The sequence below is a fragment of the Vibrio sp. FF145 genome, assembly GCF_041439075.1.
Lineage (GTDB): Bacteria > Pseudomonadota > Gammaproteobacteria > Enterobacterales > Vibrionaceae > Vibrio > Vibrio tasmaniensis_A.
In genome coordinates, this window is record NZ_JBGONH010000035.1 from 22,419 (window position 1) to 47,853 (window position 25,435).

At 43.7% G+C, this 25,435-nt stretch carries 25 protein-coding genes and 1 pseudogene; 7 read left to right on the forward strand and 19 right to left on the reverse strand.

Features of this window, described 5'->3' with window-relative positions; all coding sequences use genetic code 11:
• Positions 1-37: 37 nt before the first annotated feature.
• Complete coding sequence (locus ACED42_RS14055) at positions 38-1,099, forward strand: OmpA family protein (protein WP_371702976.1); 1,062 nt, start codon at positions 38-40, stop codon at positions 1,097-1,099.
• A 143-nt stretch (positions 1,100-1,242) separates the two neighbouring features.
• Here the strand turns inward: ACED42_RS14055 and ACED42_RS14060 are convergent, their stop codons facing one another.
• A complete protein-coding gene (locus ACED42_RS14060; RefSeq protein ID WP_009845637.1) occupies positions 1,243-1,641 on the reverse strand; it encodes an OsmC family protein in 399 nt (132 codons plus the stop codon).
• Between the two features lie 195 nt (positions 1,642-1,836).
• Between ACED42_RS14060 and msrB the strand changes: the two genes are divergently transcribed.
• Positions 1,837-2,979: a peptide-methionine (R)-S-oxide reductase MsrB gene (msrB, locus tag ACED42_RS14065; protein ID WP_012600351.1), complete on the forward strand. Its 1,143-nt coding sequence runs from the start codon at positions 1,837-1,839 to the stop codon at positions 2,977-2,979.
• Positions 2,980-3,085: 106 nt separating this feature from the next.
• Here msrB and ACED42_RS14070 read toward each other — a convergent pair whose 3' ends face one another.
• Together ACED42_RS14070 and ACED42_RS14075 are read right to left on the reverse strand one after the other, a co-directional pair.
• Positions 3,086-4,453, reverse strand: a complete 1,368-nt coding sequence (locus tag ACED42_RS14070; RefSeq protein ID WP_371702979.1) for a TrkH family potassium uptake protein — start codon at positions 4,451-4,453, stop codon at positions 3,086-3,088.
• Positions 4,454-4,480: 27 nt separating this feature from the next.
• Complete coding sequence (locus ACED42_RS14075) at positions 4,481-5,137, reverse strand: TrkA family potassium uptake protein (protein WP_371702981.1); 657 nt, start codon at positions 5,135-5,137, stop codon at positions 4,481-4,483.
• Positions 5,138-5,321: 184 nt separating this feature from the next.
• Between ACED42_RS14075 and ACED42_RS14080 the strand changes: the two genes are divergently transcribed.
• Positions 5,322-6,434 carry a mechanosensitive ion channel family protein gene (locus tag ACED42_RS14080; RefSeq protein ID WP_009845641.1) on the forward strand — a complete coding sequence of 371 codons (1,113 nt, stop codon included), beginning with the start codon at positions 5,322-5,324 and terminating at the stop codon, positions 6,432-6,434.
• A gap of 117 nt (positions 6,435-6,551) precedes the next feature.
• Here the strand turns inward: ACED42_RS14080 and aroG are convergent, their stop codons facing one another.
• The 3 genes from aroG to yqfB form a co-directional block, all read right to left on the reverse strand.
• Positions 6,552-7,604, reverse strand: a complete 1,053-nt coding sequence (gene aroG, locus ACED42_RS14085) for a 3-deoxy-7-phosphoheptulonate synthase AroG (RefSeq protein WP_012600346.1) — start codon at positions 7,602-7,604, stop codon at positions 6,552-6,554.
• Positions 7,605-8,289: 685 nt separating this feature from the next.
• Positions 8,290-9,135: an HNH endonuclease gene (locus tag ACED42_RS14090; RefSeq protein ID WP_371702982.1), complete on the reverse strand. Its 846-nt coding sequence runs from the start codon at positions 9,133-9,135 to the stop codon at positions 8,290-8,292.
• A 292-nt stretch (positions 9,136-9,427) separates the two neighbouring features.
• Positions 9,428-9,739 carry a N(4)-acetylcytidine aminohydrolase gene (gene yqfB / locus ACED42_RS14095; RefSeq protein WP_240798268.1) on the reverse strand — a complete coding sequence of 104 codons (312 nt, stop codon included), beginning with the start codon at positions 9,737-9,739 and terminating at the stop codon, positions 9,428-9,430.
• 226 nt (positions 9,740-9,965) lie between these two features.
• Between yqfB and ACED42_RS14100 the strand changes: the two are divergent.
• A pseudogene (locus tag ACED42_RS14100) lies at positions 9,966-10,082 on the forward strand (integrase); the annotation flags it as partial.
• Between the two features lie 250 nt (positions 10,083-10,332).
• On the opposite strand, the gene ACED42_RS14105 reads toward ACED42_RS14100, so the two are convergent.
• Complete coding sequence (locus tag ACED42_RS14105; RefSeq protein WP_009845645.1) at positions 10,333-10,647, reverse strand: DNA-binding transcriptional regulator; 315 nt, start codon at positions 10,645-10,647, stop codon at positions 10,333-10,335.
• Positions 10,634-10,966, reverse strand: coding sequence for a type II toxin-antitoxin system RelE/ParE family toxin (locus ACED42_RS14110; protein WP_135383697.1), 333 nt, complete (start codon positions 10,964-10,966; stop codon positions 10,634-10,636). Before ACED42_RS14110 ends, ACED42_RS14105 begins: the two co-directional genes overlap by 14 nt.
• 557 nt (positions 10,967-11,523) lie before the next feature.
• On the opposite strand from ACED42_RS14110, the gene ACED42_RS14115 reads away from it, so the two are divergent.
• A complete protein-coding gene (locus ACED42_RS14115; protein WP_371702984.1) occupies positions 11,524-12,678 on the forward strand; it encodes a hypothetical protein in 1,155 nt (384 codons plus the stop codon).
• Between the two features lie 497 nt (positions 12,679-13,175).
• Here the strand turns inward: ACED42_RS14115 and ACED42_RS14120 are convergent, their stop codons facing one another.
• The 7 genes from ACED42_RS14120 to ACED42_RS14150 all read right to left on the reverse strand — a co-directional run bounded on the left by ACED42_RS14120 (position 13,176) and on the right by ACED42_RS14150 (position 18,285).
• Entirely contained in the window at positions 13,176-13,394 is a 219-nt protein-coding gene (locus ACED42_RS14120; protein WP_009845653.1) for a DUF3820 family protein, read from the reverse strand.
• 12 nt (positions 13,395-13,406) lie between these two features.
• On the reverse strand, positions 13,407-14,078 hold the full coding sequence (locus tag ACED42_RS14125) for a DUF3313 domain-containing protein (RefSeq protein ID WP_371702986.1): 672 nt from the start codon (positions 14,076-14,078) through the stop codon (positions 13,407-13,409).
• Positions 14,079-14,173: 95 nt separating this feature from the next.
• A complete protein-coding gene (locus ACED42_RS14130) occupies positions 14,174-14,527 on the reverse strand; it encodes a hypothetical protein (RefSeq protein ID WP_009845655.1) in 354 nt (117 codons plus the stop codon).
• Between the two features lie 142 nt (positions 14,528-14,669).
• Positions 14,670-15,644, reverse strand: a complete 975-nt coding sequence (gene cyoE, locus ACED42_RS14135; RefSeq protein ID WP_371702988.1) for a heme o synthase — start codon at positions 15,642-15,644, stop codon at positions 14,670-14,672.
• Positions 15,634-16,689 carry a heme A synthase gene (locus ACED42_RS14140; RefSeq protein ID WP_371702990.1) on the reverse strand — a complete coding sequence of 352 codons (1,056 nt, stop codon included), beginning with the start codon at positions 16,687-16,689 and terminating at the stop codon, positions 15,634-15,636. Before ACED42_RS14140 ends, cyoE begins: the two co-directional genes overlap by 11 nt.
• 116 nt (positions 16,690-16,805) lie before the next feature.
• Complete coding sequence (locus ACED42_RS14145) at positions 16,806-17,414, reverse strand: hypothetical protein (RefSeq protein WP_371702991.1); 609 nt, start codon at positions 17,412-17,414, stop codon at positions 16,806-16,808.
• Positions 17,407-18,285, reverse strand: coding sequence for an SURF1 family protein (locus ACED42_RS14150; RefSeq protein WP_371702992.1), 879 nt, complete (start codon positions 18,283-18,285; stop codon positions 17,407-17,409). The genes ACED42_RS14145 and ACED42_RS14150 overlap by 8 nt, the downstream gene beginning before the upstream one ends.
• Here ACED42_RS14150 and ACED42_RS14155 point away from each other — a divergent pair.
• Entirely contained in the window at positions 18,224-18,454 is a 231-nt protein-coding gene (locus tag ACED42_RS14155) for a DUF2909 family protein (RefSeq protein ID WP_009845660.1), read from the forward strand. The two genes, ACED42_RS14150 and ACED42_RS14155, sit on opposite strands and share 62 nt — an antisense overlap.
• Before the next feature lie 63 nt (positions 18,455-18,517).
• On the opposite strand, the gene ACED42_RS14160 is transcribed toward ACED42_RS14155, so the two are convergent.
• The 4 genes from ACED42_RS14160 to coxB are packed head-to-tail and all read right to left on the reverse strand — an operon-like array spanning position 18,518 to position 23,044.
• Positions 18,518-19,402 (reverse strand): cytochrome c oxidase subunit 3, encoded by an 885-nt coding sequence (locus ACED42_RS14160; protein WP_009845661.1) that lies wholly within the window; start codon positions 19,400-19,402, stop codon positions 18,518-18,520.
• Between the two features lie 38 nt (positions 19,403-19,440).
• Positions 19,441-20,115, reverse strand: coding sequence for a cytochrome c oxidase assembly protein (locus ACED42_RS14165; RefSeq protein ID WP_371702993.1), 675 nt, complete (start codon positions 20,113-20,115; stop codon positions 19,441-19,443).
• A gap of 11 nt (positions 20,116-20,126) precedes the next feature.
• Positions 20,127-21,788, reverse strand: a complete 1,662-nt coding sequence (gene ctaD / locus ACED42_RS14170) for a cytochrome c oxidase subunit I (protein WP_371702995.1) — start codon at positions 21,786-21,788, stop codon at positions 20,127-20,129.
• A 2-nt stretch (positions 21,789-21,790) separates the two neighbouring features.
• The gene (gene coxB, locus ACED42_RS14175) at positions 21,791-23,044 is read right to left on the reverse strand and encodes a cytochrome c oxidase subunit II (RefSeq protein WP_371702996.1); all 1,254 of its coding nucleotides are present in this window, start codon (positions 23,042-23,044) and stop codon (positions 21,791-21,793) included.
• 540 nt (positions 23,045-23,584) lie between these two features.
• Here coxB and ACED42_RS14180 point away from each other — a divergent pair.
• Entirely contained in the window at positions 23,585-25,309 is a 1,725-nt protein-coding gene (locus ACED42_RS14180) for a phospho-sugar mutase (RefSeq protein WP_371702998.1), read from the forward strand.
• Positions 25,310-25,435 lie beyond the last annotated feature (126 nt).

Here is a 25,435-nt window from a genome sequence, read left to right on the forward strand (position 1 = left end):
TTCAGATAACAATAAAAATTAATCCAAGGATAAGATTATGAAAAAACTTTCTAAAATCATGTGTGCTGTCGTCGCAGCTTCCGGCTTAGCGGCAGCTCCTTCTATTGCTGCAACCACTTATGTTGGTGCAAAAGTAGGCATGGGTTGGCTAGATAGCGCATGCGTAAGCGGTGAAAAGTGTGATGATGATGCAATTGGTGCAGGGATATACTCTGGCTATAACTTCACTGACAGACTAGGTATCGAGTTAAGTTCTGATTTCTTAGGTGACTACAATACAAGCTTTTCCAAAAATGGGGTTACAAGTGACTTTAGCGACCCTATAATTGCTATCTCACTAACGCCAATGTACCGCCTACCAGTACAACAAGAATTCGATGTATTCTTCAAAGCTGGCCCAGCTTACATCTCGCACGGCGGTGAAACAGACGTTGTTCTTTCAGCCGGTATCGGTCTAGAGAAGCAGCTTTCCTCAGATTGGGCTGTTCGTGTTGAATACCAATACTTCGATGATTTCGATGACAACTATGTTCAAGACTTAAACTCTAACTTTGTTACCGTTGGCCTTAGCTACAACTTTGGTACAGGTAACACAACGGCTTCAGCAGCAGCCGCTTCTGCAGCCGTTGTAACACAGGCTCCTGCAGAGCCAATTGCCGAACCAGAAGTCGTTGTTGTTGAAGAAGAAGTTGTGGTTACTAAAGCGAAAACTGAAAGCTTCTCTCAAGGTATGTTTGAGACAAACAGCACTGAATTATCTTCAGAAGGCAAAACTGCATTAATGCCATTAGTTGAAGTACTGCAAGCTCACCCTCAATCATCAGTTAATGTTGTTGGTCACACGGATTCAACAGGTGCGGCAGAGTACAACATGATGATCTCTAAGAAGCGTGCTGCTGCTGTAGCCGCATACATTGAAGAGCAAGGCATTGAAGCGGACCGCATTACAGCTTCAGGTGAAGGGGAAGAAAACCCTGTAGCATCAAACGCTACAGCTGAAGGTCGTGCGCAAAACCGTCGTGTTGACGCAACGATCCCAAGCTTCGAATACCAAGAAAAAGCGCAAATGGAAGAAGTTATCGTAGAAACTGCTGAATAATAGCACTCTACCTTAATTAAAATAATAAGGGCGGAGCACTTTCAAGTGCTCCGCCCTTTTCTTTATCAGGCTCTCCCCATATGCCGTCAGCTATAAGTAGAAGCCGTAAAAATCAGTCTACCGCCAAACTGTACAATCAGAGACTAGACTATTTCCCAGCTGTGGGTCATCTCTACACCAGCACCCAGCATTAAGCATACTGAACAGTACTTTTCTAATGAATCCGCACAGACCTTAGCTACAAGCTCGGGATCAAGATTTTCACCCGACACTTCGAAGTGAATGTTAATCACAGTAAAGATTTTTGGCGCCGTTTCACGACGTGTGGTTTCAAGCTTTGCATTACAGCCCGTGATGTTTTGGCCTGCAGATTTCAAGCCATCAACCACATCAACAGAGCTACAACCGCCAGCAGCCATTAGCACCATTTCCATAGGGCTTGGCGCGGTAGCACCGCCACTGCCATCCATAACGACAGAGTGACCTGATTGAGATTGACCTAGGAATTTAAAGCCTTCGACCCATTTAACTTCTGCTTGCATGTTGTTCCTTAGATGTACGGAAACCGCCATCATTATCTATTATATCAATAATGGACACCCTACTACTGGCAGCATTTATGAGCAAGATTTTCTGTTTGAGATATTTTTTCATGAATAGTGTAATTTTTTCCATCTAAACCCTGTCTCTATTCGTACATTCAAAATCGAATGAGAAAACGTCAAGATGAGGTATCTATGAATAAATTATCTAAAATATTGGTATCACTCGTGGTTGCATTACCACTGACTTCGCTATTTGTAAGCCAGACTGGCACTGCCAATACAATGGATAAAGCGATGGATTCAGGTAAAAGTGAAATCGCGACACTGGCTGGTGGTTGTTTTTGGTGTACAGAATCCGACCTAGAAAAACTGACCGGCGTCACCGACGTTATCTCTGGTTATTCCGGTGGTGAATTAGAAAATCCAACCTACAAACAAGTTTCCTCGGGTAAGTCTGGACACATCGAAGTGATCAACGTGACTTACAATCCAGATGTCGTTAGCTATGAGCAGGTACTTGACCAATTCTTCAGACACATCGATCCTACCGATGATAAAGGCTCATTCGTAGATAGAGGTCCTCAATATCGACCTGCTATTTTCTATCATAACCAAGAGCAAAAAGACGTTGCTCAGAATTTCATGATGGAAATAGACAAAGCTCAGATCTTTGGTGAGCCACTAAAAACAGAGCTGATTAAGTTTGAAAAATTCTGGCCAGCAGAAGAATACCATCAAGATTATTACAAGAAGAGCAAAGTTCGTTATAACTACTACCGCTACGCTTCTGGTCGTGATCAGTACCTAGATAAAATCTTCGGTGATGATAGAAAAGAAAATCCGAAAACGATCCGCCAAATCATCGATGGCAAAAATGCGACAGCTAATGCTAAAACATACACCAAGCCGTCTGATGCAGAGATCAAAGCATCTCTAACTTCACTGCAATACGATGTCACACAAGACGACGCAACAGAGCGCCCATTTGACAACAAATACTGGGATAACAAGCAAGAAGGTATTTACGTTGATATCGTAACGGGTGAACCTTTGTTCTCTTCAAAAGACAAATACAAGTCAGGTACAGGTTGGCCGAGCTTTACACAACCAATCAGCGAAGCTTATGTGGTAACAACTACTGACTACAAGCTACTTTACCCAAGAACAGAGGTTCGTAGTAAATTTGGTGACTCTCACCTAGGGCATGTATTTAAAGATGGTCCAAAGCCAACAGGTTTACGCTACTGCATGAATTCAGCCGCTATGCGCTTTATCCCAGCAGATAAATTGGCTGAGGAAGGCTACGAAGAATATATGGAAATGTTCGAAGGCTAAGTGCTAAGAAATTAGTGCGGCACCTATACCAACAAAGCCAGCATATTCGCTGGCTTTGTTTTTCTAACGCACTAACAAGAAGGGTTAACTTAGCCTGTTAACCTTATTAACCTGTTAGCACCGTATCTTCTGGGTATTTCAACAAAGAAGGTTCTGGACGAGCTAACATGTACGCCAAAGTGAGAGGACCAATACGTCCGATTACCATCACCACAATCATAATGTATTTGCCCGGCTCAGTGAGATTTGCAGTGAGTCCCGCTGTTAGACCGACGGTTGCAAAAGCAGAAATCACTTCAAACATCACGCGGTCAAACGCGGCCTTTTCAGTAAGCATTAACAAAAACATTGCGGTGGTTAACAGTGCTCCACTTACCACAATAATGGCCAATGACTTTGTTACCGCTTGCCAGGTCACAGTACGTTTAAACATCACTACATGCTTTTTCTGACGTAAGAAGGTCCAAGTTGCAACAAACGCAACCGCGAAAGTCGAGACCTTAATACCACCACCAGTGGAAGTTGAACCAGCACCAATCAACATCAGTACAATCATTACCAACAATGCAGGCTGGGTGTATTGAGACAAATCGACACTATTGAAACCAGCAGTACGAGCACTCGCAGACTGGAAAAATGCCGCTAACCACTGACCTTGCACCGATAAACCTTCCATAGTCGCTGAGTTATTCCTCTCCAACAGCCAAAACAATACCGTACCAACCAACAACAGCGCTGGTGTTGCAGTTAGCATTATCTTGGTATGTAAATGTAGGTGTCGAAAACCTTTACGCCAGTTACTCGATAAGTCGCCGACGACTGTAAAACCAAGGCCACCAAAAATAAACAAACCTGCTAATGTAAATATCACCAGTGGATCGTCAACAAAGCTCATCATACTGTCTGAAAACAGCGCAAAGCCTGCGTTATTGAATGCAGATATAGCGTGAAAGAGTGCATAAAAGCTTCCCATTGCCCATCCCATTTCTGGAACCCAACGGAAACAGAGCAACACAAACCCGACAAACTCTGCCACCAATGCAAAGGTGATGATCTTCTTCACTAACTTCCTGAGGTTAATCTTACGATCTTGCCCCAATGCTTCTTTCGCAAGTGCTTGTTGTTTAAGGCTTAACCTAACACCGAACATGTAAAGCAGCACCGCAGATAGAGTCATCTGCCCTAACCCGCCGACTTGCATCAAGAACATCAGTAAGATTTTGCCTGCCAAGGTGAAGTGCTGGCCAGTATCGACAACACCTAATCCTGTCACACTGATCGCTGACGTGGCAGTAAACAGAGCATCCGTAAAGCTTAGCCCTGTCACAGAGAACACAGGCAGCGTCAGAAAGATTGCTGAGGGGATAAGAACACCTAAGAAGCTCGTAAGGATAATCTTAGGTTCAGAGCCTTTGCGTGGCTTCTTATCACTTTTAAGGGTGTAGAAAGTACCTTTTCGTTTTACCGAATTCATACTGTTACCTTACTTACCGATTGCCAATTACCAATTGCGTAGCTTTCTAGATAAAGTATCTTTCGGCCCAGCGATGATCACCACATCCCCAATTTCTAAACTCACATCCAGTTCTGGTGCTTTCGTTAAGTTCGGGCCTCGCTTGAAGCCAAGTACCTCCACACCAACCTCTTTGCACAGCTTAAGATCGCGAAGTTGCTTACCCAAGAACTTGGATCCAATAACGATTTCCGTCATCGCTAAGCCACTGCCAAGGTCGATAAACTCAAGAACGCGTCTATCCAACATTTTACGCGCGACACGAATACCCATGTCTCGCTCGGGCATAATGATGTGGTCGGCACCAATCTTAGAGAGAATCTTGCCGTGGAACTTATCATTCGCCTTCACCCAGACTGCTTTTGCGCCTGACTCTTTAACGACCAACGTTGTGAGAATACTGGAATTAACGTCAGAGCCTATCGACACCATCACCATGTCGTATTCATCGAGCCTTAACTCTTTAACTGTCTCTTCGCTTGTACAGTTCGCAACAATCGCTTGAGAAACAAAAGCCGCCGCATCTTTCACTCGCTCTTCATCAATATCAACGGCGAGTACCTGTGAGCCTGAACTTTGTAGCTCTTTACAGACTGAGAGACCAAAACGTCCCAAGCCAATAACTGCATATTGTTTGTCACTCATTTATTACTCCACTTACAAAGCTATGTAGCATCGAAAACAAATAATGAAATTGTCTTCATACAAAAAAACGACTATATATCCATATAGAGATACAATTGTCAGCTAATCGCTTGATTTATAAAGGTAGAGAACAAAAGTGATTTCTGCTAATTTCTAACCCACTATTTCTGCGGCAGTACACACAATGAATGAATTCATAACCCAAGTACAAACCTACATTAACCAGAGCCATAGTGATTGGGCAAACAGCGTCCTATTCATCACTATTGCGAGCTTTCTCGCTTGGGTCGCTTGGCGAATTATCCATAATCGCTTAGAAATTCTGGTTCAGAAAACCCCATTCCACTGGGATGACCTACTGCTAGAGGCGCTAAAAACACCTGTCAGTACATTACTCTGGTGTTGGCCTGCAACTGTCTCTGTGGGGTTAATCCTTCAAGACCAGTTTGGTAATGAAATTAATTGGTTAAAAACACTTAAGCACATATTAATTATCTGTACCTTCGTTTGGTTTACCTTGCGAATGATCACCAACACTGAAGCGTACGTCTTAGAACAAAAAACCAGAGACGAAACCACAGTACAAGCTATCGCTAAAGTCGCTCGCTTGTTCTTTATGGTGATGGGCGGCCTGACCATCATGCAGGCATTTGGTCTGAGCCTATCTGGCTTACTCACCTTCGGTGGTGTGGGTGGCTTAATCGTCGGTTTGGCAGCAAAGGATCTACTGTCGAATTTCTTTGGCGGCATGATGATTTACTTCGACCGTCCTTTTAAAGTCGGTGATTGGATACGCTCACCAGACCGCCAAATCGAAGGTACAGTCGAACGCATTGGTTGGCGCATGACCATCATTCGCACTTTTGATAAGCGACCTTTATACGTGCCAAATTCGGTATTCAGTAACATTGTGGTGGAGAACCCATCAAGAATGTTGAACCGCAGAATCAATGAAACCTTCGGTCTTCGTTATCAAGATGCAGACAAGCTAGCTCTAATTGTTGATGAAGTTAGATCCATGCTCGAAACACACCCTGACATTGATGCAAAACAGACGCTGATCGTTAACTTTGATAAGTTTGGTCCATCAACCCTTAATTTCTTTATCTACACCTTCACCAAAACGGTTAACTGGGTGAGATACCACGAAGTTAAGCAAGATGTCCTGCTGCAGGTGTTGGCGATTATTCATAAGCACAATGCTGATATCGCCTTCCCAACACAAACGCTCAAGATCGATCCTCAAGATTTTGGCGAAGCTCAAGGTATGGTCATTTCCAACTCAGAAGGTCATTAAGAAGCAATACCAATGACTTCTAGCTAGTAGTTAAGATCCACAAAAAAGCCCTTACTAGCGATTGCTAATAAGGGCTTTGAATTTTTAGCCGCTTAGCGACTGGCTGTAATAATTAGATTACTTGTTACGACGCGCTTCAACAGCACCTGCAAGTTGGCGAAGAACTGTTTCAGTATCTTCCCAACCAATACATGCATCAGTAACAGATTGGCCGTAGGTTGCAGCTTTGCCATCAACAAGATCTTGGCGACCTTCAACTAAGTGAGATTCAATCATCACACCAAAGATAGCTTTGTCACCGCCAGAGATCTGTGCGCTTACGTCATCAGAAACGTTCATTTGGCGTTTGAACTGCTTTGAGCTGTTCGCGTGGCTGAAATCAATCATCACCTTCTGTGGAAGACCTGAAGCTTCTAGCTCTTCTTTAATCTTACCAACGTGCTCTGCACTGTAGTTTGGCTCTTTACCACCGCGTAGGATGATATGACAATCAGGGTTACCTGCTGTTTCAACGATTGCTGAGTGGCCGTATTTAGTTACCGACAAGAAGTGGTGCGAAGCACTTGCCGAACGAATAGCGTCTGTTGCGATCTTGATATTGCCATCCGTACCATTCTTAAAGCCAACTGGGCAAGATAAGCCAGAAGCCAGTTCACGGTGAACTTGAGATTCAGTAGTACGTGCGCCAATTGCGCCCCAGCTGATTAGATCGGCAACGTATTGCGGCGTGATCATATCTAGGAATTCACTCGCCGTAGGCATTCCCATGTCAGTTAGATCAAGTAGTAACTTACGTCCTAGACGAAGACCGTCATTTAGTTTGAACGTGTCGTTCATGTACGGGTCATTGATTAGGCCTTTCCAGCCAACAGTGGTACGTGGTTTTTCAAAGTAAACACGCATTACGATTTCAAGGTTATCGCCTAGTTCGTCGCGTAGCACTTTCAAACGTTTACCGTACTCAAGCGCAGCTTCTGTATCATGAATAGAACATGGGCCAACAATAACAAGTAAGCGATCATCGCTATCTTCTAAAATATTGTGGATCGCTTTGCGGCTTTCAAAGGTTGTAGAAGAAGCAATTTCTGTCGCTGGAAACTTTTCTAAAACAGCAACAGGTGGTAATAACTCTTTTACTTTGTTAATTCTTACATCATCAGTCTGGAACATTGCTTACTTCTTCCTATTTTCTATCCTTGAGGCTGAATGCACGTTATCTCACGTCACTTTCCATCAGCATTTATCTTCTTGTTCCCTGTAACTTAACTAGTAAAAACCACAGTTTCAATCACTAATTGAAAAAAAACGCAATTTATTTTGTGTTTTATATTTAAAACACCCCGTACAACATTATTTACACACTATCGATTGCGCAGTTATCAGACACAGTAAGAACACAGCTCTTCAAACTATCCTGGCTAGATAATGTCTTACGCAACGATAGATAAAAGCTCTTTACCACACTACAGCCTTTACAAAACGCATACACAAAAATAGAGAGCTAAAGACTTTTCGTCACATAGAGAAAAATGGGAACTAGCACCACAACCTTGGTTTGGATGTTACTCATCGAAGAATAGAACCGATCAAATTTGGCAATTTCTGCGCAGGAACGGTATATGGAGAATTGTACAGGCGAAACAACAGAAGATGTGACGACGAAAGAAACGAAAAATAGCTAACTGGTTGATAAGATTGCTATCGCAACCTTATCTTGGCCTCGCTCGCTTTGAGAAAAGCCTCAAACCGATGAGCCCTTCAAGTTCAATCGTACAATTTACTTAATAAAGTGGCTTCGGGCTTGTTCAACACTCAGGATTTAGTGTTGGCTGCGCAACACCTTAATCTTTATTAGTTAGGTTATCTTGCCACGAAAGAGTTCATTTCTGTGCCAAGATAAGTATTTTTTATTATTTTCAGTTACTTTTGAAAGCTTGAGTAATGGTGTAATGCCCAACATTTTTTCTTTACCAATTAACTCATTAGATATTTGAATTTTTCCATTTGAGTCAAACGTAATGAAACCCTTGTCAAACAGGGCATCTAAATGAGGAGCTAACAGTAAGCCATTGTAACAATCTAGTTTCTCAATGCTATTTGCCTTAGACCACGGCTTAATATGAGATGCGACTAATAATGTTTCTATGTCTAAACCTGTTACTGCACAACAACCCCACATTTCGATAAGGTTCTTCTTGAATTTTTGTTGACCTACCCTAGCCACCGTTTCAGTAAGGCGACCTGTAACAGTAACGTTAGTTGCATCTTGGCTTATAAAAGGGATAAGTAAACTTTCTAGATTAGGGTTACTTTCAGCACTAGGGACTTGAACCCAACCTTGCCCGCCAAATTTTTTATCAGTAACTCCTTGCTCAATAAGACGCTGATTAAATTCATTCAATGTACCAGTGCAAGGTGCAAGTGTAGCGAGGTCAATACAAAAGTACGAAGGATACTCACTGCTGTCAGGATCTTCGTTTTGCGTTACTTCCTGACTAACGAAAGCGAAGTACACCAAATTTGCTTTGTACGTAAAAACAACAATTTCACCAATAGATAACCCATCTGATTTAATTCTGCCTTTCGTAAGCAAAAACCTACCTTGAGGCAGCCTTGTCGCAAGTTTATCGTTGAAGTACTCATGAACTGCTTCAATTGTAACCATATCCGGATCTGAAGAGCTCAGTTTTATTATTCTCATTTAGCACCTTGATTCCTGTGATGAAATTGATTGAAAACCTAACGCAGCAATAAGCGGACTAAAATAGCGGGTTAAAATGTGGAGCGAATCGAAGCGTAACCCACCGTTTTAGTTCCGTTTAATTGCCTTATTGAACAAAGCCGCTGCGCGGCAGAGTAAAACGAGTGCAAGCCATACTCCTGTGAATGAGCATCATCTTGATGGTCATTCACAGGAGTAACTCAAGTTCAATCGTACAATTTACATAATAATGTGGCTTCGGGCTTGTTCAACACTCGGGATTTAGTGTTGGCTACGCAACAACTTTGAATCTGATAAAACACAAACTATTTTCTGTTGGATATATTTTCCGCAAAATCCATTTGAGCATAAATACAAATGGCAAATTTTCGGCTTTAGCATGCTTTCGATTAAGCAGCTCAAACTCCACATGCTCAACACCAATTATCTCTAGTTTACAGATTTTCCGGTCGTCTTCGAGAGTAAAAGCTTCTACGACCTGCCCCGAGAAATAATGGCTTTCTGATTCATCTCGAATCGTTGCGGTCTTTTTACCTGATAGGATTTGACGCTCTAATTTTGTGAAAAATGTGATTTTATCCAAAAACTTACACCTACTTCCTTACAGGTTCTTCCAAGCATATAACACCTGCAATAAGGTGCGCCAACGCTGAACTTACCAAACCTAATACACTTCGAACCAAAACCGCCGGGTGTAACGTGCCACCCTTGATTGCTTGTTGAACGAAGCCGCTGCGCGGCAGAGTAAACGAGTGCAAGCCATACTCTTGTCACACCATCATCTTGATGGTCAATCACAGGAGTAACTTATGAATCCCACCGACTTAGAACGCTACAACACCCTTTATGAACAACACCTTACCAACCTAAAGCTGCAAGGTAAACGACCTGCGACTATTGATGCCTATTATCGTGCGGTTGGCCGAAAGGCATTGATAATAAGGAGAATGGCATTGACGAAGTCAGAGGAGATGCGACGAAGAAAGAAACGAAAAACAGCTAGCTGGTTGATAAGATTGCTATCGTAACCTTATCTTGGCCTCGCTCGCCTTGAGAAAAGCCTCAAAGCGGTGCGCCCTTCATACTCAATGGTACAATTTACTTAATAAAGTGGCTTCGGGCTTGTTCAACACTTGGGATTTAGTGTTGGCTGCGCAACACCCTAGCCCTTATTTGTTATAGCTCAGCGATGTGCGAAAGAGTTTCCGGATGACGCTGAACCAATTTTAGAAGGGTCACAGCTTGTCCATTTGGTGCGCTACGCCCTTGTTCCCAGTTTTCTAATGTTCGGGATGATGTATGCAGTAAACGCGCAAACACACCACGCGACATATTAAACTGTTCACGGATACTCACGATTTCATTAGGTGAAATATCTAACTCACTGATATCGTTAACTTGATGAGTTTTAAGAGTGAGTTTACCCTCTGAATGCTCTTTAGCCTCAACAAGAGCAGTACTTAACTCTGCAAATAGGTCACGATTGCTCATTACGCCACGCCTCCATAAAAGCCTTTAATTGTTTCTTTTGATCTTCAGTTAAATCGGACATTTCATTCTTGCCATAAATTGTCAGCAAGTAGAAACGACGCTTTTCATCGAGGAAGTAATAGATAACACGAGAGCCGCCACGCTTGCCCTTACCTTTACTTGCAACTCGAATCTTTCGCAAACCACCTGTACCTTGAATCACGTCCCCCTGTTTTGGGTTAGACATTAACTCAGCTTGAAAAAGCCTAAACTCATCATCGCTGAGATATTCATTACGGTACTTTTCAAATATGGTCGATTCGACAAATACACTTTTCATACACAGAGTATACGCAAGTGACGTACACATAGCAAAACTATACGTGATTAACGTAGTTATGACTTTTCAGAAGGTGAATCTGACCTGAGCTATAACGCCTGCATACCCACAGCCAACAACGAAACTTGCATCCACATCTGCACATTATTAGGTAACAACACTCAATAAACTCGGTCACGATGCCCAATTTATGGTTGTCGATTTTGACATGCGTAGAAGTGAGCGGAGCCACCTGGCCAAAAGGCATTGATAATAGGGAGAATGGCATCAAAAAAAAACAGAGGAGATGTGACGACGAAAGAAACGAAAAACAGCTAACCGGTTGATAAGATTGCTATCGCAACCTTATCTTGACCTCGCTCGCCTTGAGAAAAGCCTCAAAGCGATGTGCCCTTCAAATGCAATCGTACAATTTTTACTTAACAAAGTGGCTTCGGGCTTGTTCAACACTCGGGATTTAGTGTTGACTGCGCAACACCTTAGTCCTTATTGTATATATGATTTAGTGCGCGTATGTTACCATGTGCACAGTATAATTAAACGTTATAGAGAGACTAATGGATACAGCAACATTGATTGGGTTAGGAGGCATAGGCGGAACCATATTGGGTGGGCTGTGCAGTAGCTATGCTACCGTACGCTTTATGCAAGGGAAACCTAAAATTTTATTGACTTCCGTTTCTATTGCGCTAATTAACAAAGAAAAGGAAGCATATCACACGGTAAGTACTGACGTATTGAGAACACCTAGTGACGTATACCATTCACTAAGTAACTGTCGGCTAATTAAGTCTCCAAGTCGTTTTTACCAAAATCATCGTGACTACGTTGAATATTTGATTGAAACCTCAAAAAGACTAAAGCAGGAATCTTTACTCAGAAAAGATATTCGCCAAACACTTCCGGAGCTTAAGTCATTATTATATTCAGGGATGATAGACGAGTTCTATACCCTTTGGCATAGGCTTCACTCGACATTTTGGTCACAAATACTGAACGAAATGATCGATAACGACTGTAAAATGTTAGAGCTCGAAGATATTGACGATGACACAGACAAAAAACATTACCAAGATATAACTGATCGCGGTCCTGTCGTAGCTGTCGGTTCGAGACGATTAGCATTTAACTGGTCTCGACACAAAGAGCTACAAAAAAAATTAGAAGAAAAATGCCACCTGATCGCTCTTTCGTTTTCAACAACTCACACTGATAACTTAAAAGCGATTACTAGTTATATTGAAAGTATTGATTGGAGCGATTCTGAAATTGACTTGATACTGGATTTGGTGGACAAAGAAATTGAGCGTTTCAAAGATTTGATTGTCACTGCAACCATTACAAACTCAGGAAAGACTGCAATTTCACTTAAGGGGCTGGCAAAACTACATCTTAAGTCAGAAGGCTATGAATCAATTAATGAAATAGATGGCCGAAAATTTTCGAACAGAATCGATAAAAATTTAACAATTTCAGCAAGCATGTTTGATATTGAAACAGAAAAAGTAACTGACACTTTAATTCTATCACCGGGAGAGTCCAAGAGCGTACATTTGATCAGCTCAGAATTTATGTGTCAAATTGAAGATTCAGCGATTATTCAGGAGCTATACGGTCAAGAACGAGAATGTTGGCTTGAAATAGAGCGCCTTGATTATTTCGAATTGGTCAACTCTAACACAATGCGATTTTCTAAAACTGACAATAAATAATTAGTGTTGGGCAATGCGCCCAACATTAACATCAGATAACATTTTAATATCGTGCAAGCACACATTGCCGCCTATGTAACGCTCGTTATCATTTTTAACCACCCACCAATTTATCTATTAATCAGAAACTTAAAATCAAACTCTCGTTAAACCCGTGCTCATTCAGAGTTCAAAACCACTCTTCTTTAAGCCATGATTGATTCAATAAGTAATAAACTGTCTGTGTGTACAGGTCACTGAGGGGAAGCTAAAGCTAGTCGATTCTGAACTCGTCATTAATGAACATAGTGGATGACTAATAATTATTAACAATTAAGACGGGCTCTTTGAGGGAGGTGTTGGGAGTAATATTAAAGTTACGGCGAATCTGGGTTCATAAACATTCAAAAGGCAAGATTCAGTTCTTGCCTCTGTATTGAGTGTTCCTCAGAAAATCACCACTACTCGTCACTTATTTGGATGGGATTTTAGTTACTAAGTGTGGGATGCGACTAGGGCTAATAGTCATATTTAAGCGGTTGCACCACAGAATCTAAGCCCTCAATCTTGAGAGCTAAACATAGCTGCATTAGATCGCCCAACTCACCTTGTGGGAAGCCCTTTTTATCGAACCACAGCAAGTATTCTTCAGGCAGGTCAATCAAGGTGCGGCCAGCGTATTTGCCAAATGGCATTTGCATTCTGGCTAGCTTAATTAGGTTCTCTTTCTCTAGCATTACAAGCTCTTTCTAGACGTCGTCGATGCTCTGTAGAGTATCACCTAAACGTTCAACCCAATAGTTGATCGCATCTTTGGCATCATCTAACGAATCAATCATAGTAGAAAAGTCTTTATTACCCGCTTCGCGGTCGATGGCCGCAAACAACGGAGTGCCGTCTTGCGCATCACTGACCAATAGCTCAACACTGGCGCTCCCAACGTTGGTGTGCTCACCTGTCGTCACCTTAGATATGGTCGACATCGCAAGGCCAAACGGCAGCACACTGCTTGTCACCGCTAAGATCGGGTTAGGCGTTTCAACGTTGCTCAAAGCAATGCTTAAGCGCAGCGTGTTCCCTGTTGGTTCATCGACAATCGTTTTGTGAGGCGATATCTTCGCTTCCAAACGACTCACCATATGGTCAGTGAGCTCCTGAATGTCTTCCTGATCTACTGTGCCTTCTTCTGCCAACACAAAGATTTGGTCGATCACCACAGAGTCATAAGCGTCTAACTTGGATTTCAAACGTTGTTCGTCACGCAGCCCTATCCTTGCCCAAACTAAATCAACGCCTCCATCAGGGCCAGGCCGAAAATCTTCATAACTGGTGAATTTAGTAGCGGTTTTAATTGGGCCGCCTGCACAACCAAACAAAAACATGCTGGTTGCAACAAGCAAAAGGACTTTTAAAGGTTTCATAACGCACTTAAGTAAATCAAGGAATTAACTAAGTATGCCATACCCTAAGTTAAAAGTTGTAGAAAAAGAGGTAAAACTCAGAGCTCGATCTAAAATCAATGGTTCTGAACAGTATGTGCATACTCTACGATCACCTGATTGCCTTCGATATAAGCATTTTGGATCTCACCATCAACACTCATTCTACTTTTCAGATAAACCACTTTGGGCCCGGATTCATTGTCTTCTTTAAGTGAAGGGAGCACATTCCTTGGCTCCAAATGAAGCAAACGACAGAAGTGACTAACGAAAGACATGGTTAATGCTTTCTCCCCTCTTAGCACTCGCGAAAAATCCAACTGGTTCATCCCTAGCTTTTTTGAAAACTCCATCTGCGTAATTCGCATTCGAGATTTTTGTGACATCCACGTTTGGTACAAAGCATCTCTATCTTGCTCAGTGAATTCCATTACCGGTTCCTTTATATAATTCATGCCAATCAATTGTCCGGCTTTTCATACATGACATGTCAGGGTTTGGTTAGTGGAAACCAAAGGTTTGGTTTTGATATGGGAATAACCTTGTTTGATCTGTTCAGAGCTATCAGAGCTATCAGAGCAGATAATGATCCGCCAACAAAGCAACAAACAAAATCATAAGATGATAAATGGAGAACTTGAAGGTCTTCATCGCCATGTTAGGCTCATCACGATACTTAAGTACCCAAGCGTGATAAACAAACCCACCGTTTAATATCAAGGACGCGCTCAAATATATCCAACTACTCATACCAACCAATACAGGCAATATACATACGATGCTAAGCAACAAGGTATAGAGCAAAATAGAAGTCTTGGTGTATTCGATTCCGTGGGTCACGGGCAGCATAGGGATGTTTACTTTGGCATACTCATCACGACGATGAATCGCCAACGCCCAAAAGTGCGGAGGGGTCCAGATAAAGATGATCATCACCAACAACCAAGCGTTTGAATGAAGCTCATTAGTAACTGCCGTCCAGCCCAAAAGCGGAGGCATAGCGCCTGCGATCCCTGCAATTACGATGTTCTGTGGCGTCGCTCGCTTCAAGTACATGGTATAGATCACCGCGTAGCCCAATAAGCTTGCAAAGGTTAACCAAGCGGTGAGTTGATTGACCCACACCACAAGCGTGACGAAACCAAGTAAGCCAATACCCGCGGCAAAGCTGAACACGCGCGCACTACTCAGTTCACCGGATGGTAAAGGTCGTCGATTTGTTCGAGTCATTTGTCCATCGATCTTTTTGTCGATCAAATGGTTAAACGCAGCTGCCGAACCAGCCATTAACCCTATCCCAATCATCCCGAACAGAGTTTGTTGCAAAGGCAATCCATTCGGCACAGCCAAACACATTCCAACCAATGCAGTTAGCAGCATCAAAGCCACCACTTTCGGCTTGGTCAGTGTTAAATAGACCTTCCAAACAGCTTTGTTTTTTGCAGCCGTTTCGTTATTTAAAGCGATGTCATTGCTAGCTGCTATCTTAGGACTTGAGGCTACGCCTTGAACCACCACTCCATGTTGTGTTGACGTTCTAATGACCATGATTACCTCCTTGTAATACACTGTTCTTCACCAAGCTCTCACTCGGTTTGCGTTGCCAGACCACAAAATTGGTCACCACCATGCTGATTAGCAACATCGCTGCGACTAGGTTATGCGAAACCGCAACTGAAATGGGTAAATGAAACCATACGTTACTGATCCCAAGGCTGATTTGAGTAAACAATACTAATGCGACAATCACGCTCAGCTTTTGGTGAGGCACTTGGCCAAATTTCCATAGCTGGTACACGATCATCAGCACCGTTAACGTCGCCAAAATAGCCCCGAACCTGTGCATGACATGGATGGTGAGCCTTGCGGGATATTCCAACACACCAAACTCATAGTTATCATGGCCGTGTTGAGCAAAATCAAACGCATTTTTGAAGTCGAGATAGCTCATCCAGTTACCTTCACATATGGGTAACTGTGTACACACCAACGCGGCATAGTTCGACGATGTCCAACCACCAAGCAGTATCTGCCCGACCACAATGAGTAGCCCGAACAGCGCCCAAGCCTTAAGTGACGAAGTATACGTAGCCTCACCAAAACGGCTTTGAAATTGAGACAAACGACAGTAGAGCAGACACAATAGCGACAGTAGCGTGAAGCCCCCCATCAAATGTGCCATAACCACAACGGGCATCAACTTGAGAGTCACCGTCCACATTCCAAGCAAAGCCTGAAATATTACGGTTGCCGAGATAAGTAATGGTAGCCCAGCTGAAGTAATGTTCTTCTTAATACACCAAGCGACGACTACAAAGATAAGCAGCCCTAATGTTCCGGCAAAGTAGCGATGAATCATCTCTATCCACGCTTTGTCTGCTTCGAGAACACGTTCTGGAAATTGTAGATTGGCTTGATTCACTGCTTGGGCATCAGAAGGAACGGTTATCTTGCCGTAACACCCTGGCCAATCAGGACAGCCAAGGCCAGCATCCGACAAACGGGTATAAGCGCCGAGCACGATCACGGTAAGGGTTAATAAGATCGTTAATCTCATCATGTGTATGAGTAAATCAGGGGCTCTATTCTGCATCGTTTATCTCCCTATATTTATTCCCTTTTCGCTAACAACACTCAGCATTAACGCAATTTGCTAAAGCTCATCAATTCAAGCTTAGTGACTCAAGCTTATCAACTTAAGCTGATTAACTACCCAACTCGTGACAGCTTAAGCAGCTTTCTTAGATCATGAATCATGCCTTTAGATTGACTAACTAACTGAGACGGGTCAGAAACGCTTTTGTACTTCATGACCAACTGCCCTAGTGGGTCAATAATGATAATCGAAGCAGGCGAAAACTCAGTACTTAACTGATCACCACCAGCTAACAAAGATAAATCCGGCTTGTTGAACGAACCCGACAACGAATTACCTTCTGAGACAAAAACAACGGCGGTCACGCGCTCTTTGTTTTTCCCTAACGCCAAATAGCTTTGATTCAAATAATGGAGTTGTTGTTCGCACAAGCTTTCACACTCTGTAGGAGCGATATAACCCACAACCCAACCCTCTCCAGCCATGGGTACCGTTACGCCGAAATCCGCAAGCGTGGTTCTTGGTTCTACCAATTCGCCTGAGTTAGTGACACCTGAGGTATACCAATTCTGGTCCAGCACAGCTTTGGCGATAATGGCTGGCAAAGCGAAAATTAAAACAAGTCCAATTAATACCAAGCGCCCTTTAGTACGACGGCTTCTGAGCTCAGCCATGTTTGCCTCGGTAATTTCCCTGTTCACTTGTGCTTGAGATTTATCCATCCTTATTCCTCGTGATAGGTGTTGCCTTTAGGTACCGATAGCCAATCAACATCGTCAAAAACAAAAGTACCGCAGCCATAACAAACCATTGAAATGAGTAACCAAAGTGCTTCTCAGATTTCATCGCCGTTGGACGCCATAACATTTCATAGGGCCATGCATCTAAACTCTGAGGTTGGAAGACAAAGGGCAGCACTTCTTGCCCGGTGTACTGTGATAGCGCTGTTATGTTTAAGTTTTGAATTCTATTCGGTGTCGTATTTTCTAATCCCAACTCATGACTTAGAGGGTTCAACGAACGTGTGTACAAACGCCCTGACATATTGGTTGGTAGTGTGATGCTTCCTAATTGGGGTAGCTCTCTTCTGTCACGGCTCGCTGCAACGAACCCAAGATCGATCAACAGTTGTTTTCTTCCATCTTGTGTTGGAACTTCGCCCAACATGTAAATCACATACCCTACCGTTCCTTGGTTAATCTGGTTGTCTAACAAAACCACTAATCCACTGGGTGCTTCCAGCTCCACGTCAACTCTCAAACCATTTAAAGACGGCAGTTCAGATGCACCTTGCATTTGTGTACGCGAGCCCTTCCATTCAGAGATAACCGTATCCAATGACCTAGACGATTGCTGCGCTCTTTCTGATAGCTGCATTTCATAGCGCAATTTCTCGTTACCTCGATCTAACTGCCACAAACCCAACTTGATTAAAATGCCGACTGAAACCACAGTTAAAACAACCGCTATCCAAAAACCTTTACTGCGGAACTTGTGTTCATCATCAATCAATCGGTTTGGAGTTATCACTATGGCGTCATCTACCTTTGTGTTGTTATTTAAAATTGTGTTAGTCGCTTTGCTGTTCTTCATCGCTTTCAATTTGATGAAAGGCCTAATTCAAATCGCCTCTGGTAAACACAATGGCAAAAGACTGAGTCACTTCTTAGGTCGCCGTGTGATGCTGTCTGCCATCGTAGTGCTATTATTGTTACTTGCCCTAGCCTCAGGCACCATCACTCCAAATCCAAGACCTTACTAAGGCATTCAAGTTTTCAAACTTATTTATTCTTCAAAACACGACTTAAAGCAGCCCCGTACATCATCAAAGTACATAGACAAACACGAACAGACCTAACCAAACCACATCAACAAAGTGCCAATACCAACTGCCCGCTTGGAACGCAAAGTGGTCTTTCGGAGTGAAGTGGTCTTTCGCAACTCTCGCCAGTAACACAATCAAAAAGATCGTCCCTAAACAGACATGCAAGCCATGGAATCCGGTCAACAAGAAGAAGGTGTTGCCATAGATACCAGACTGAAGTGTCAGCCCCATTTCTTGATAAGCGTGAAGATACTCTTCAACTTGGAAGAACAGGAAGAAGCCAGCCAGAACAATGGTTATCTCCAACCAGACGATCAAAGCCATACGCTTATTTTGTTCAAGACTGATATGTGCCATGTGCAGCGTCACAGAGGAAAGCAGCAGAATAATGGTGTTCTTAAGAGGGATACCTTGCCAAGGCATGGCTTGTGTCGTCACACCATCAGGGGTAGTAGTTAGTGGCCATATTGATTGGAACATCGGCCACAATACTTCATGGGTCATTTCATTATTACCCGCGCCACCAATCCAAGGCACAGAAATCATTCGAGCATAGAAAAGCGCGCCAAAGAAAGCGCCAAAGAACATGATTTCAGAGAAAATAAACCAACTCATTCCTTGTCTAAAAGAACGAGAAATCTGCTCAGAATAGAGACCACTCAATGATTCTGTGATCACATTGCTAAACCAACCTGCGAGCATGTAAAGCAGCACAGCAAACCCGACTAACAACACCGCTTTGCCAAACACGCCGCCAGCAGCGTCGGTGCCCATGTTTTGCACCGTCAAGCCAGCGCCAACCGCGACCAAAAACAGTGCTACAGCACCCACCAATGGCCAGTGGCTTTGGTGTGGAACGAAATAAACTTCCTTTTTAGAACTCATCGCTCAACTCCTTATGTTGATACTGGTTCTGTAAATCCCTAGTTACTTGCGAGTGTGCTCGCTTTTGGTGAGCCAGATTGTAGTGTGCTCAATGTTGATGTACTCACTTCAGGCTTACTTGCCTTTCCACTCACCTGACTCGTGATGTTAAACAGCGTATATGAGAGCGTGAGTGTATGTATCGATTCTGGAATATCTGGCTCAATGTAAAATATCAAACCCATTTCTGCGCTCTTGTGCCCGTCCAATGGCTGCTGATTAAAGCAAAAGCATTCCATCTTATTGAAGTAAGTTGCCCCCATACCTGGAGAAACCGATGGTACGGCTTGGCCAACCAATGAGGCTCCAGATAGGTTTTTTGATATGTAGTTAGTTTGAACCACTTCACCAGGGTGAACCTCTAACACTCGAACTTCAGGCGAGAACTGCCACGGCATATCTGGCTTAATGTGCGACATGAATTCAACACGAACAGTACGAGAGTAATCAGGCTGCATTCCCTGAGGTTGCACCGCTGAAACAGTATTAGTTTTGCCATTAATGCCTAAGGCCTCGCACATCACATCGTAGAGCGGCACCAAAGCGAAACCGAAGCCAAACATCGCCACCACGCTCAACACCAAGTAGCCCGTCAGCTTTTTAATCGATCGCTTATTAGACAGGCGCTTTGGTTGCTTTTTATCTTGATTGGGATCGCTTTGCTTATCACTCATAGCTCATCCCTCTAATCTACTTTAGGTGGATGAGTAAAGGTGTGGTGAGGCGCTGGGCTTGGTACTGTCCATTCTAGCCCTTCAGCCCTATCCCAAGGCTTGCTTGGTGCAGGCTCTCCGCCCCTTACGCACTTAATAGCTAGCCATAAGAAAATCAACTGAGACAACCCAAAGGCAAAGCCACCAATCGACACGACTTGGTTAACATCAGCAAACTGAATGGCGTAATCTGGAATACGACGCGGCATACCCGCTAACCCTAAAAAGTGCATAGGGAAGAACAGTACATTGACTGAAATCACCGACGTCCAGAAATGCCACAGGCTGAGCTTGTGATCGTACATATGCCCAGTCCACTTAGGCAGCCAATAATAGGCAGCAGCCATAATAGAGAACACGGCGCCTGTCACCAGAACATAGTGGAAATGAGCCACCACAAAGTAAGTATCGTGATATTGGAAATCAGCAGGCACGATAGCGAGCATCAATCCGGATAACCCACCTATCGTAAACAGAACAATGAAGGCAATCGCAAACAGCATTGGCGTCTCAAAGGTCAAAGCCCCGCGCCACATGGTCGCCACCCAGTTGAAGACTTTCACACCGGTCGGCACCGCAATCAGCATGGTGCAATACATGAAGAACAGCTCGGCAAATACTGGCATACCTGTGGTGAACATGTGGTGCGCCCAAACCAAGAATGACAACAATGCGATACTACAAGTCGCGTACACCATAGAGTGGTAACCAAACAGACGCTTGCCACTGAATGCAGGAATGATCGCCGAGACAATACCAAAAGACGGCAAGATCATGATGTACACTTCGGGGTGTCCAAAGAACCAGAATATGTGCTGGAACATCACCGGGTCCCCACCACCTGCGGCATCAAAGAAGCTCGTCCCAAAGTATTTATCGGTCAGTACCATGGTGACGGCACCCGCGAGAACGGGCATCACGGCTATTAGCAAGAAAGCGGTAATTAACCAAGTCCATACGAACATCGGTAGCTTGAACCAAGTCATGCCCGGCGCACGCATGTTCACTATGGTTACGATGACGTTAATCGCCCCCATGATCGAACTGATCCCCATAATATGAACTGAGAATACGAATAGCGCGGTGCTGTCTGGACCATAAGTTGTTGAGAGCGGAGCATAAAATGTCCAACCAAAACTCGGCCCGCCTCCCTCAGTAAACAAAGATCCGATCAAGATTAAAAATGCAAAAGGCAGAATCCAGAAACTGAGGTTGTTCATTCTCGGCAGCGCCATATCTGGAGCACCGATCATCATCGGGATCATCCAGTTAGCCAAGCCCGTAAATGCCGGCATCACCGCACCAAATACCATGATTAAACCGTGGACTGTGGTCATCTGATTAAAGAAATCGGGCTCAACGAGTTGCAAACCCGGTTGGAATAGCTCAGCACGGATGACCATCGCCATCGCACCACCCGTTAAGAACATCGCAAAACTGAACCAAAGATATAATGTACCAATGTCTTTATGATTGGTTGAGTACAGCCAACGCGCCCAACCTTTGGGTGCCGCATGTGAGTCGTGATCATCAACAGGAAAATCATTATTGCCTAGTGTACCTTCCGTAGAATGGCTCAGTGCTTGGTCTTCTGCTGGAGCCGATTTCACCGGCTTATTGATTGGTGAACTCATAACTACTCCTTAGCATCGTTTTGTGCTTGATCCGTTGAACCTTGCGTTCCATCCGTTGAGCCTTTCGTTTCATCCGTTGAACCTTGTTCGTCAGAAGCTTGTTCCCCGCCTTCTTGCTTGGCTTTATAAGCGTTCACATCTGAAGCCTGAACAATATCGCCAGTGTCATTACCCCAAGCGTTTCGTTGATAAGTCACTACCGCTGCGATCTCTTTCTCAGTTAACTGATTATCGAATGCTTGCATCGCCGTCCCGCCACGACCATAAACAATAGTGTCGATATGAACATCCACATCGCCAAGCGCAATAGGGCTTCCTTTTATGGCAGGAAATGCTCCGGGAATACCTTCGCCGTTAACTTGGTGACACACCGCACAACGAGTTTTGTAAACCTCTTCACCGATGGTATTCAACTCTTCCAAAGAAAGTGACGCATCTAATGCATCTTTCGCGGCTTGTTGTTCGGCTATCGCCAACTCTTTCTGTTCTGCTAGCCATGCGTCAAACTCGTCTTCTTCCATGGCATGCACCACTATCGGCATGAAACCATGAGCGCGGCCACACAACTCTGCACACTGCCCGCGGTAGACGCCGGGCTCATCTATCTTTGTCCAAGCCTCATTAATAAAACCTGGAATGGTATCTTTCTTAACGGCGAATGCTGGCACCCACCATGAGTGAATCACATCATCGGAAGTCATCAAAAAGCGGACTTTACGATTGATAGGCAGTACAAGTGGCTTATCAACTTCTAGCAGGTAATGCGCGCCTTTCACTTCGATGCCTTCAATCTCTTTGTCACTGGTTGCTAGGAGGCTGAAAAACTCAACGTCTTCACCAAAATAGCTGTAGTGCCATTTCCATTGTGACCCTGTGATTTTTACGGTCAGATCTGATTGGGAGGTGTCTTCCATCGCTATTAAGGTTTTAGTGGCGGGTATCGCCATAGCGATAAGGATAATAATAGGAATGATGGTCCAAAGAATTTCTACTTTCGTGCTTTCGTGAAAATGGGCAGCAACCGCACCCTTCGACTTTCTGTGCCTCAGAATCGAATAGAACATCACTCCAAAAACAACAAAGGCAATCGCACAGCAGATATAGAAGATCAGCATATGAAGCTCGTATACCTTACCGCTGATCTCAGTGACACCTTGAGTCATGTTGTATTCACTGCTTGCATGCACCAAAGGCGACACCAAAACCACAACAAAACTTTTCAAAAGCCACGCTAGCCTAACCAGTAATCTTTTCAAAAGATCTCTCCTTATCCTTCCTAATTGGATACTTGCGACCTAAATGTCGTTGCGAGCTGTGTTTCGTTACGAGCTATATTCGTTGCGAGCTACGTTTCATTACGAACTACATGTCATTACGAGCTATGTGTCATTCCGAGCCAGACAACATTCATTGTTATTCCAGCTGAACATGAAAAGCTGAATCTCAATCTACAACTCACATGGAGCTAGCCTGTAAACGGGCTGCTGACATCATCTGAACTTAAGAACCTATACGGATCATAAGCGTTGTAAGTTTCCACTAAAGATTCAAAAACGACGAACTTGTTAAGTTTTGTTATATTTATGTAAAAGGCTAGTTAGTGATATCCAATTGTTCAAGGTAAGTTTACTTATTAAACAGTCAATTATTTGAAGTGGCTTTACCCATATGCCTTTCCCTTGCTGTTGGAATTTATTTTAAATCGAGTTTTACGATTGCTTTCATAGAAATGATAATCAGTATCATTTAAATTAAATCAACAGAAAGACACCCCGATATTAAAAGGTTTAGTGATTATGCAAGATGCAATGAACTGGTTAGCGAGAGACCCAGACCCAAGAACTCGTGAAGAGCTTCAATACCTTATCGATGAGGGAATGCACGACGAACTTGAAGACCGCTTTATTCAACGATTAGAATTCGGAACAGCGGGACTGCGCGGCAAAGTCGGATGCGGCCCAAATAGAATGAACTGCCTGGTCATACAAGAAACGGCCACAGGCCTTGGCCACTATTTAATTGAACATGTCGCAAATGCCTCTATGCGTGGTGTAGTGGTTGGCTACGACGGCCGTTTAGATTCAAAGCAATTCGCAATTGATACAGCTTCTGTACTCACCGCTTTAGGTATTAAGGTTTACCTAACTTCGAATGTTGCTGCGACACCTATCGTTGCCTTTGGTATTGAGCACTTCAACGCGGCAGCGGCGGTTGTCGTGACGGCCAGCCACAACCCGCCGGAGTACAATGGCTTCAAAGTGTACTGGGAGAATGGCGCTCAAATCATTCCCCCTCATGATGCAGGCATTGCTGCTGAAATAGACATCGCATCGACCAAGGCCATCCCATTGATGAGCCTTAGTGACGCTGAAACACAGGGTAAGTTGGTATGGTTAACTGAAGGCTATTATCAAACGTACCGCGCTGCGATCAACCAGAGCCCACACGTGAGTAAAGAGATCGAATCGGCGAACACCACCATCACCTATACCGCTATGCATGGTGTCGGCGCACAAATGGCGGAAGATCTACTTCATGATTCTGGATTCCATAAGGTGTTCAGTGTTGCCGAACAGAGAGAACCAGATGGTCACTTCCCAACCGTAAACTTCCCCAACCCGGAAGAAAAAGGCGCGATGGATCTTGTGGTTAACTTAGCAAAAAGTGTCGATGCCGACATCGCTTGCGCTAATGACCCAGATGCAGACCGATTTGCCGTTGCCGTTCGAACCGATGATAAAGTCAGAACTGAAGATGCTTCCTACAAAATGCTAACAGGTGACCAAGTGGGTGTGTTATTCGCGCACTACTTGCTATCAAAGCCACACACTAAAAACCAGTTAGTTGGTAACAGTATCGTATCTTCAACTCTACTTGAGAAAGTGGCTAATTCTCACGGTGCGACTTACTTCCAAACACTAACTGGCTTTAAATGGTTAGCGAATATTGGCATGCAATTAGAAGATGAGAAAAACGAGTTCTTGTTCGCCTATGAAGAAGCGTTAGGCTACACAATTGGCACTCAGGTACGAGACAAAGATGGACTGTCTGCTATCGTCGTGTTTGCTCAACTGGTTGAGGAGTTAAAATCTCAAGGGCGAACCGTTTGGGATCTTCTCGCTCAAATTTCATTTGAACATGGGGTTCATACCAACGCGCAACGAAGTATTGCCCTAGACCCAGATTCACCATCGATTGGTTCTAAACTCCGCTCGGCACAACCAAAAGTAATAAACGGTGTCACTATCTCTGTGATTGAAGATCTGCAGTCTTCTTTGCGCTTTATTGTCGGTGGGGCTACCGAGGCGATTAACCTGCCAGCAAGTGACGTACTCATCTATCATCTCGAGGATGGTTCACGCATTATCGTCCGCCCTTCAGGAACAGAACCAAAAGTTAAGGTTTATTATGAGACGGTAACAAAGTTCGAAGGGACAGAAACCTATGACGATACTCGCAAGCGCGGTGAAGAGTACATGGATAGGCTCATCGAACAACACCAGAAGGAGTTGAACTCTTAGATCATCATTCTTTCAAAAAATCAGTTCCATGAAGTGCAATATGTAACTGATAGACATAAAAAATGGACGCTCGAAGCGTCCATTTTTGTATCGGCGGCTAACCGCGACAAACTGTTTGAGTTGCAG

Bases quoted from the DNA above. Each gene is read 5' to 3' on its own strand.
- ACED42_RS14055 (WP_371702976.1), top strand. From the start codon at position 38: ATGAAAAAACTTTCTAAAATCATGTGTGCTGTCGTCGCAGCTTCCGGC.
- ACED42_RS14060 (WP_009845637.1), bottom strand. From the start codon at position 1,641: ATGCAAGCAGAAGTTAAATGGGTCGAAGGCTTTAAATTCCTAGGTCAA.
- msrB (WP_012600351.1), top strand. From the start codon at position 1,837: ATGAATAAATTATCTAAAATATTGGTATCACTCGTGGTTGCATTACCA.
- ACED42_RS14070 (WP_371702979.1), bottom strand. From the start codon at position 4,453: ATGAATTCGGTAAAACGAAAAGGTACTTTCTACACCCTTAAAAGTGAT.
- ACED42_RS14075 (WP_371702981.1), bottom strand. From the start codon at position 5,137: ATGAGTGACAAACAATATGCAGTTATTGGCTTGGGACGTTTTGGTCTC.
- ACED42_RS14080 (WP_009845641.1), top strand. From the start codon at position 5,322: ATGAATGAATTCATAACCCAAGTACAAACCTACATTAACCAGAGCCAT.
- aroG (WP_012600346.1), bottom strand. From the start codon at position 7,604: ATGTTCCAGACTGATGATGTAAGAATTAACAAAGTAAAAGAGTTATTA.
- ACED42_RS14090 (WP_371702982.1), bottom strand. From the start codon at position 9,135: ATGAGAATAATAAAACTGAGCTCTTCAGATCCGGATATGGTTACAATT.
- ACED42_RS14105 (WP_009845645.1), bottom strand. From the start codon at position 10,647: ATGAGCAATCGTGACCTATTTGCAGAGTTAAGTACTGCTCTTGTTGAG.
- ACED42_RS14110 (WP_135383697.1), bottom strand. From the start codon at position 10,966: ATGAAAAGTGTATTTGTCGAATCGACCATATTTGAAAAGTACCGTAAT.
- ACED42_RS14115 (WP_371702984.1), top strand. From the start codon at position 11,524: ATGGATACAGCAACATTGATTGGGTTAGGAGGCATAGGCGGAACCATA.
- ACED42_RS14120 (WP_009845653.1), bottom strand. From the start codon at position 13,394: ATGCTAGAGAAAGAGAACCTAATTAAGCTAGCCAGAATGCAAATGCCA.
- ACED42_RS14125 (WP_371702986.1), bottom strand. From the start codon at position 14,078: ATGAAACCTTTAAAAGTCCTTTTGCTTGTTGCAACCAGCATGTTTTTG.
- ACED42_RS14130 (WP_009845655.1), bottom strand. From the start codon at position 14,527: ATGGAATTCACTGAGCAAGATAGAGATGCTTTGTACCAAACGTGGATG.
- cyoE (WP_371702988.1), bottom strand. From the start codon at position 15,644: ATGGTCATTAGAACGTCAACACAACATGGAGTGGTGGTTCAAGGCGTA.
- ACED42_RS14140 (WP_371702990.1), bottom strand. From the start codon at position 16,689: ATGCAGAATAGAGCCCCTGATTTACTCATACACATGATGAGATTAACG.
- ACED42_RS14145 (WP_371702991.1), bottom strand. From the start codon at position 17,414: ATGGATAAATCTCAAGCACAAGTGAACAGGGAAATTACCGAGGCAAAC.
- ACED42_RS14155 (WP_009845660.1), top strand. From the start codon at position 18,224: ATGGCGTCATCTACCTTTGTGTTGTTATTTAAAATTGTGTTAGTCGCT.
- ACED42_RS14150 (WP_371702992.1), bottom strand. From the start codon at position 18,285: ATGAAGAACAGCAAAGCGACTAACACAATTTTAAATAACAACACAAAG.
- ACED42_RS14160 (WP_009845661.1), bottom strand. From the start codon at position 19,402: ATGAGTTCTAAAAAGGAAGTTTATTTCGTTCCACACCAAAGCCACTGG.
- ACED42_RS14165 (WP_371702993.1), bottom strand. From the start codon at position 20,115: ATGAGTGATAAGCAAAGCGATCCCAATCAAGATAAAAAGCAACCAAAG.
- ctaD (WP_371702995.1), bottom strand. From the start codon at position 21,788: ATGAGTTCACCAATCAATAAGCCGGTGAAATCGGCTCCAGCAGAAGAC.
- ACED42_RS14180 (WP_371702998.1), top strand. From the start codon at position 23,585: ATGCAAGATGCAATGAACTGGTTAGCGAGAGACCCAGACCCAAGAACT.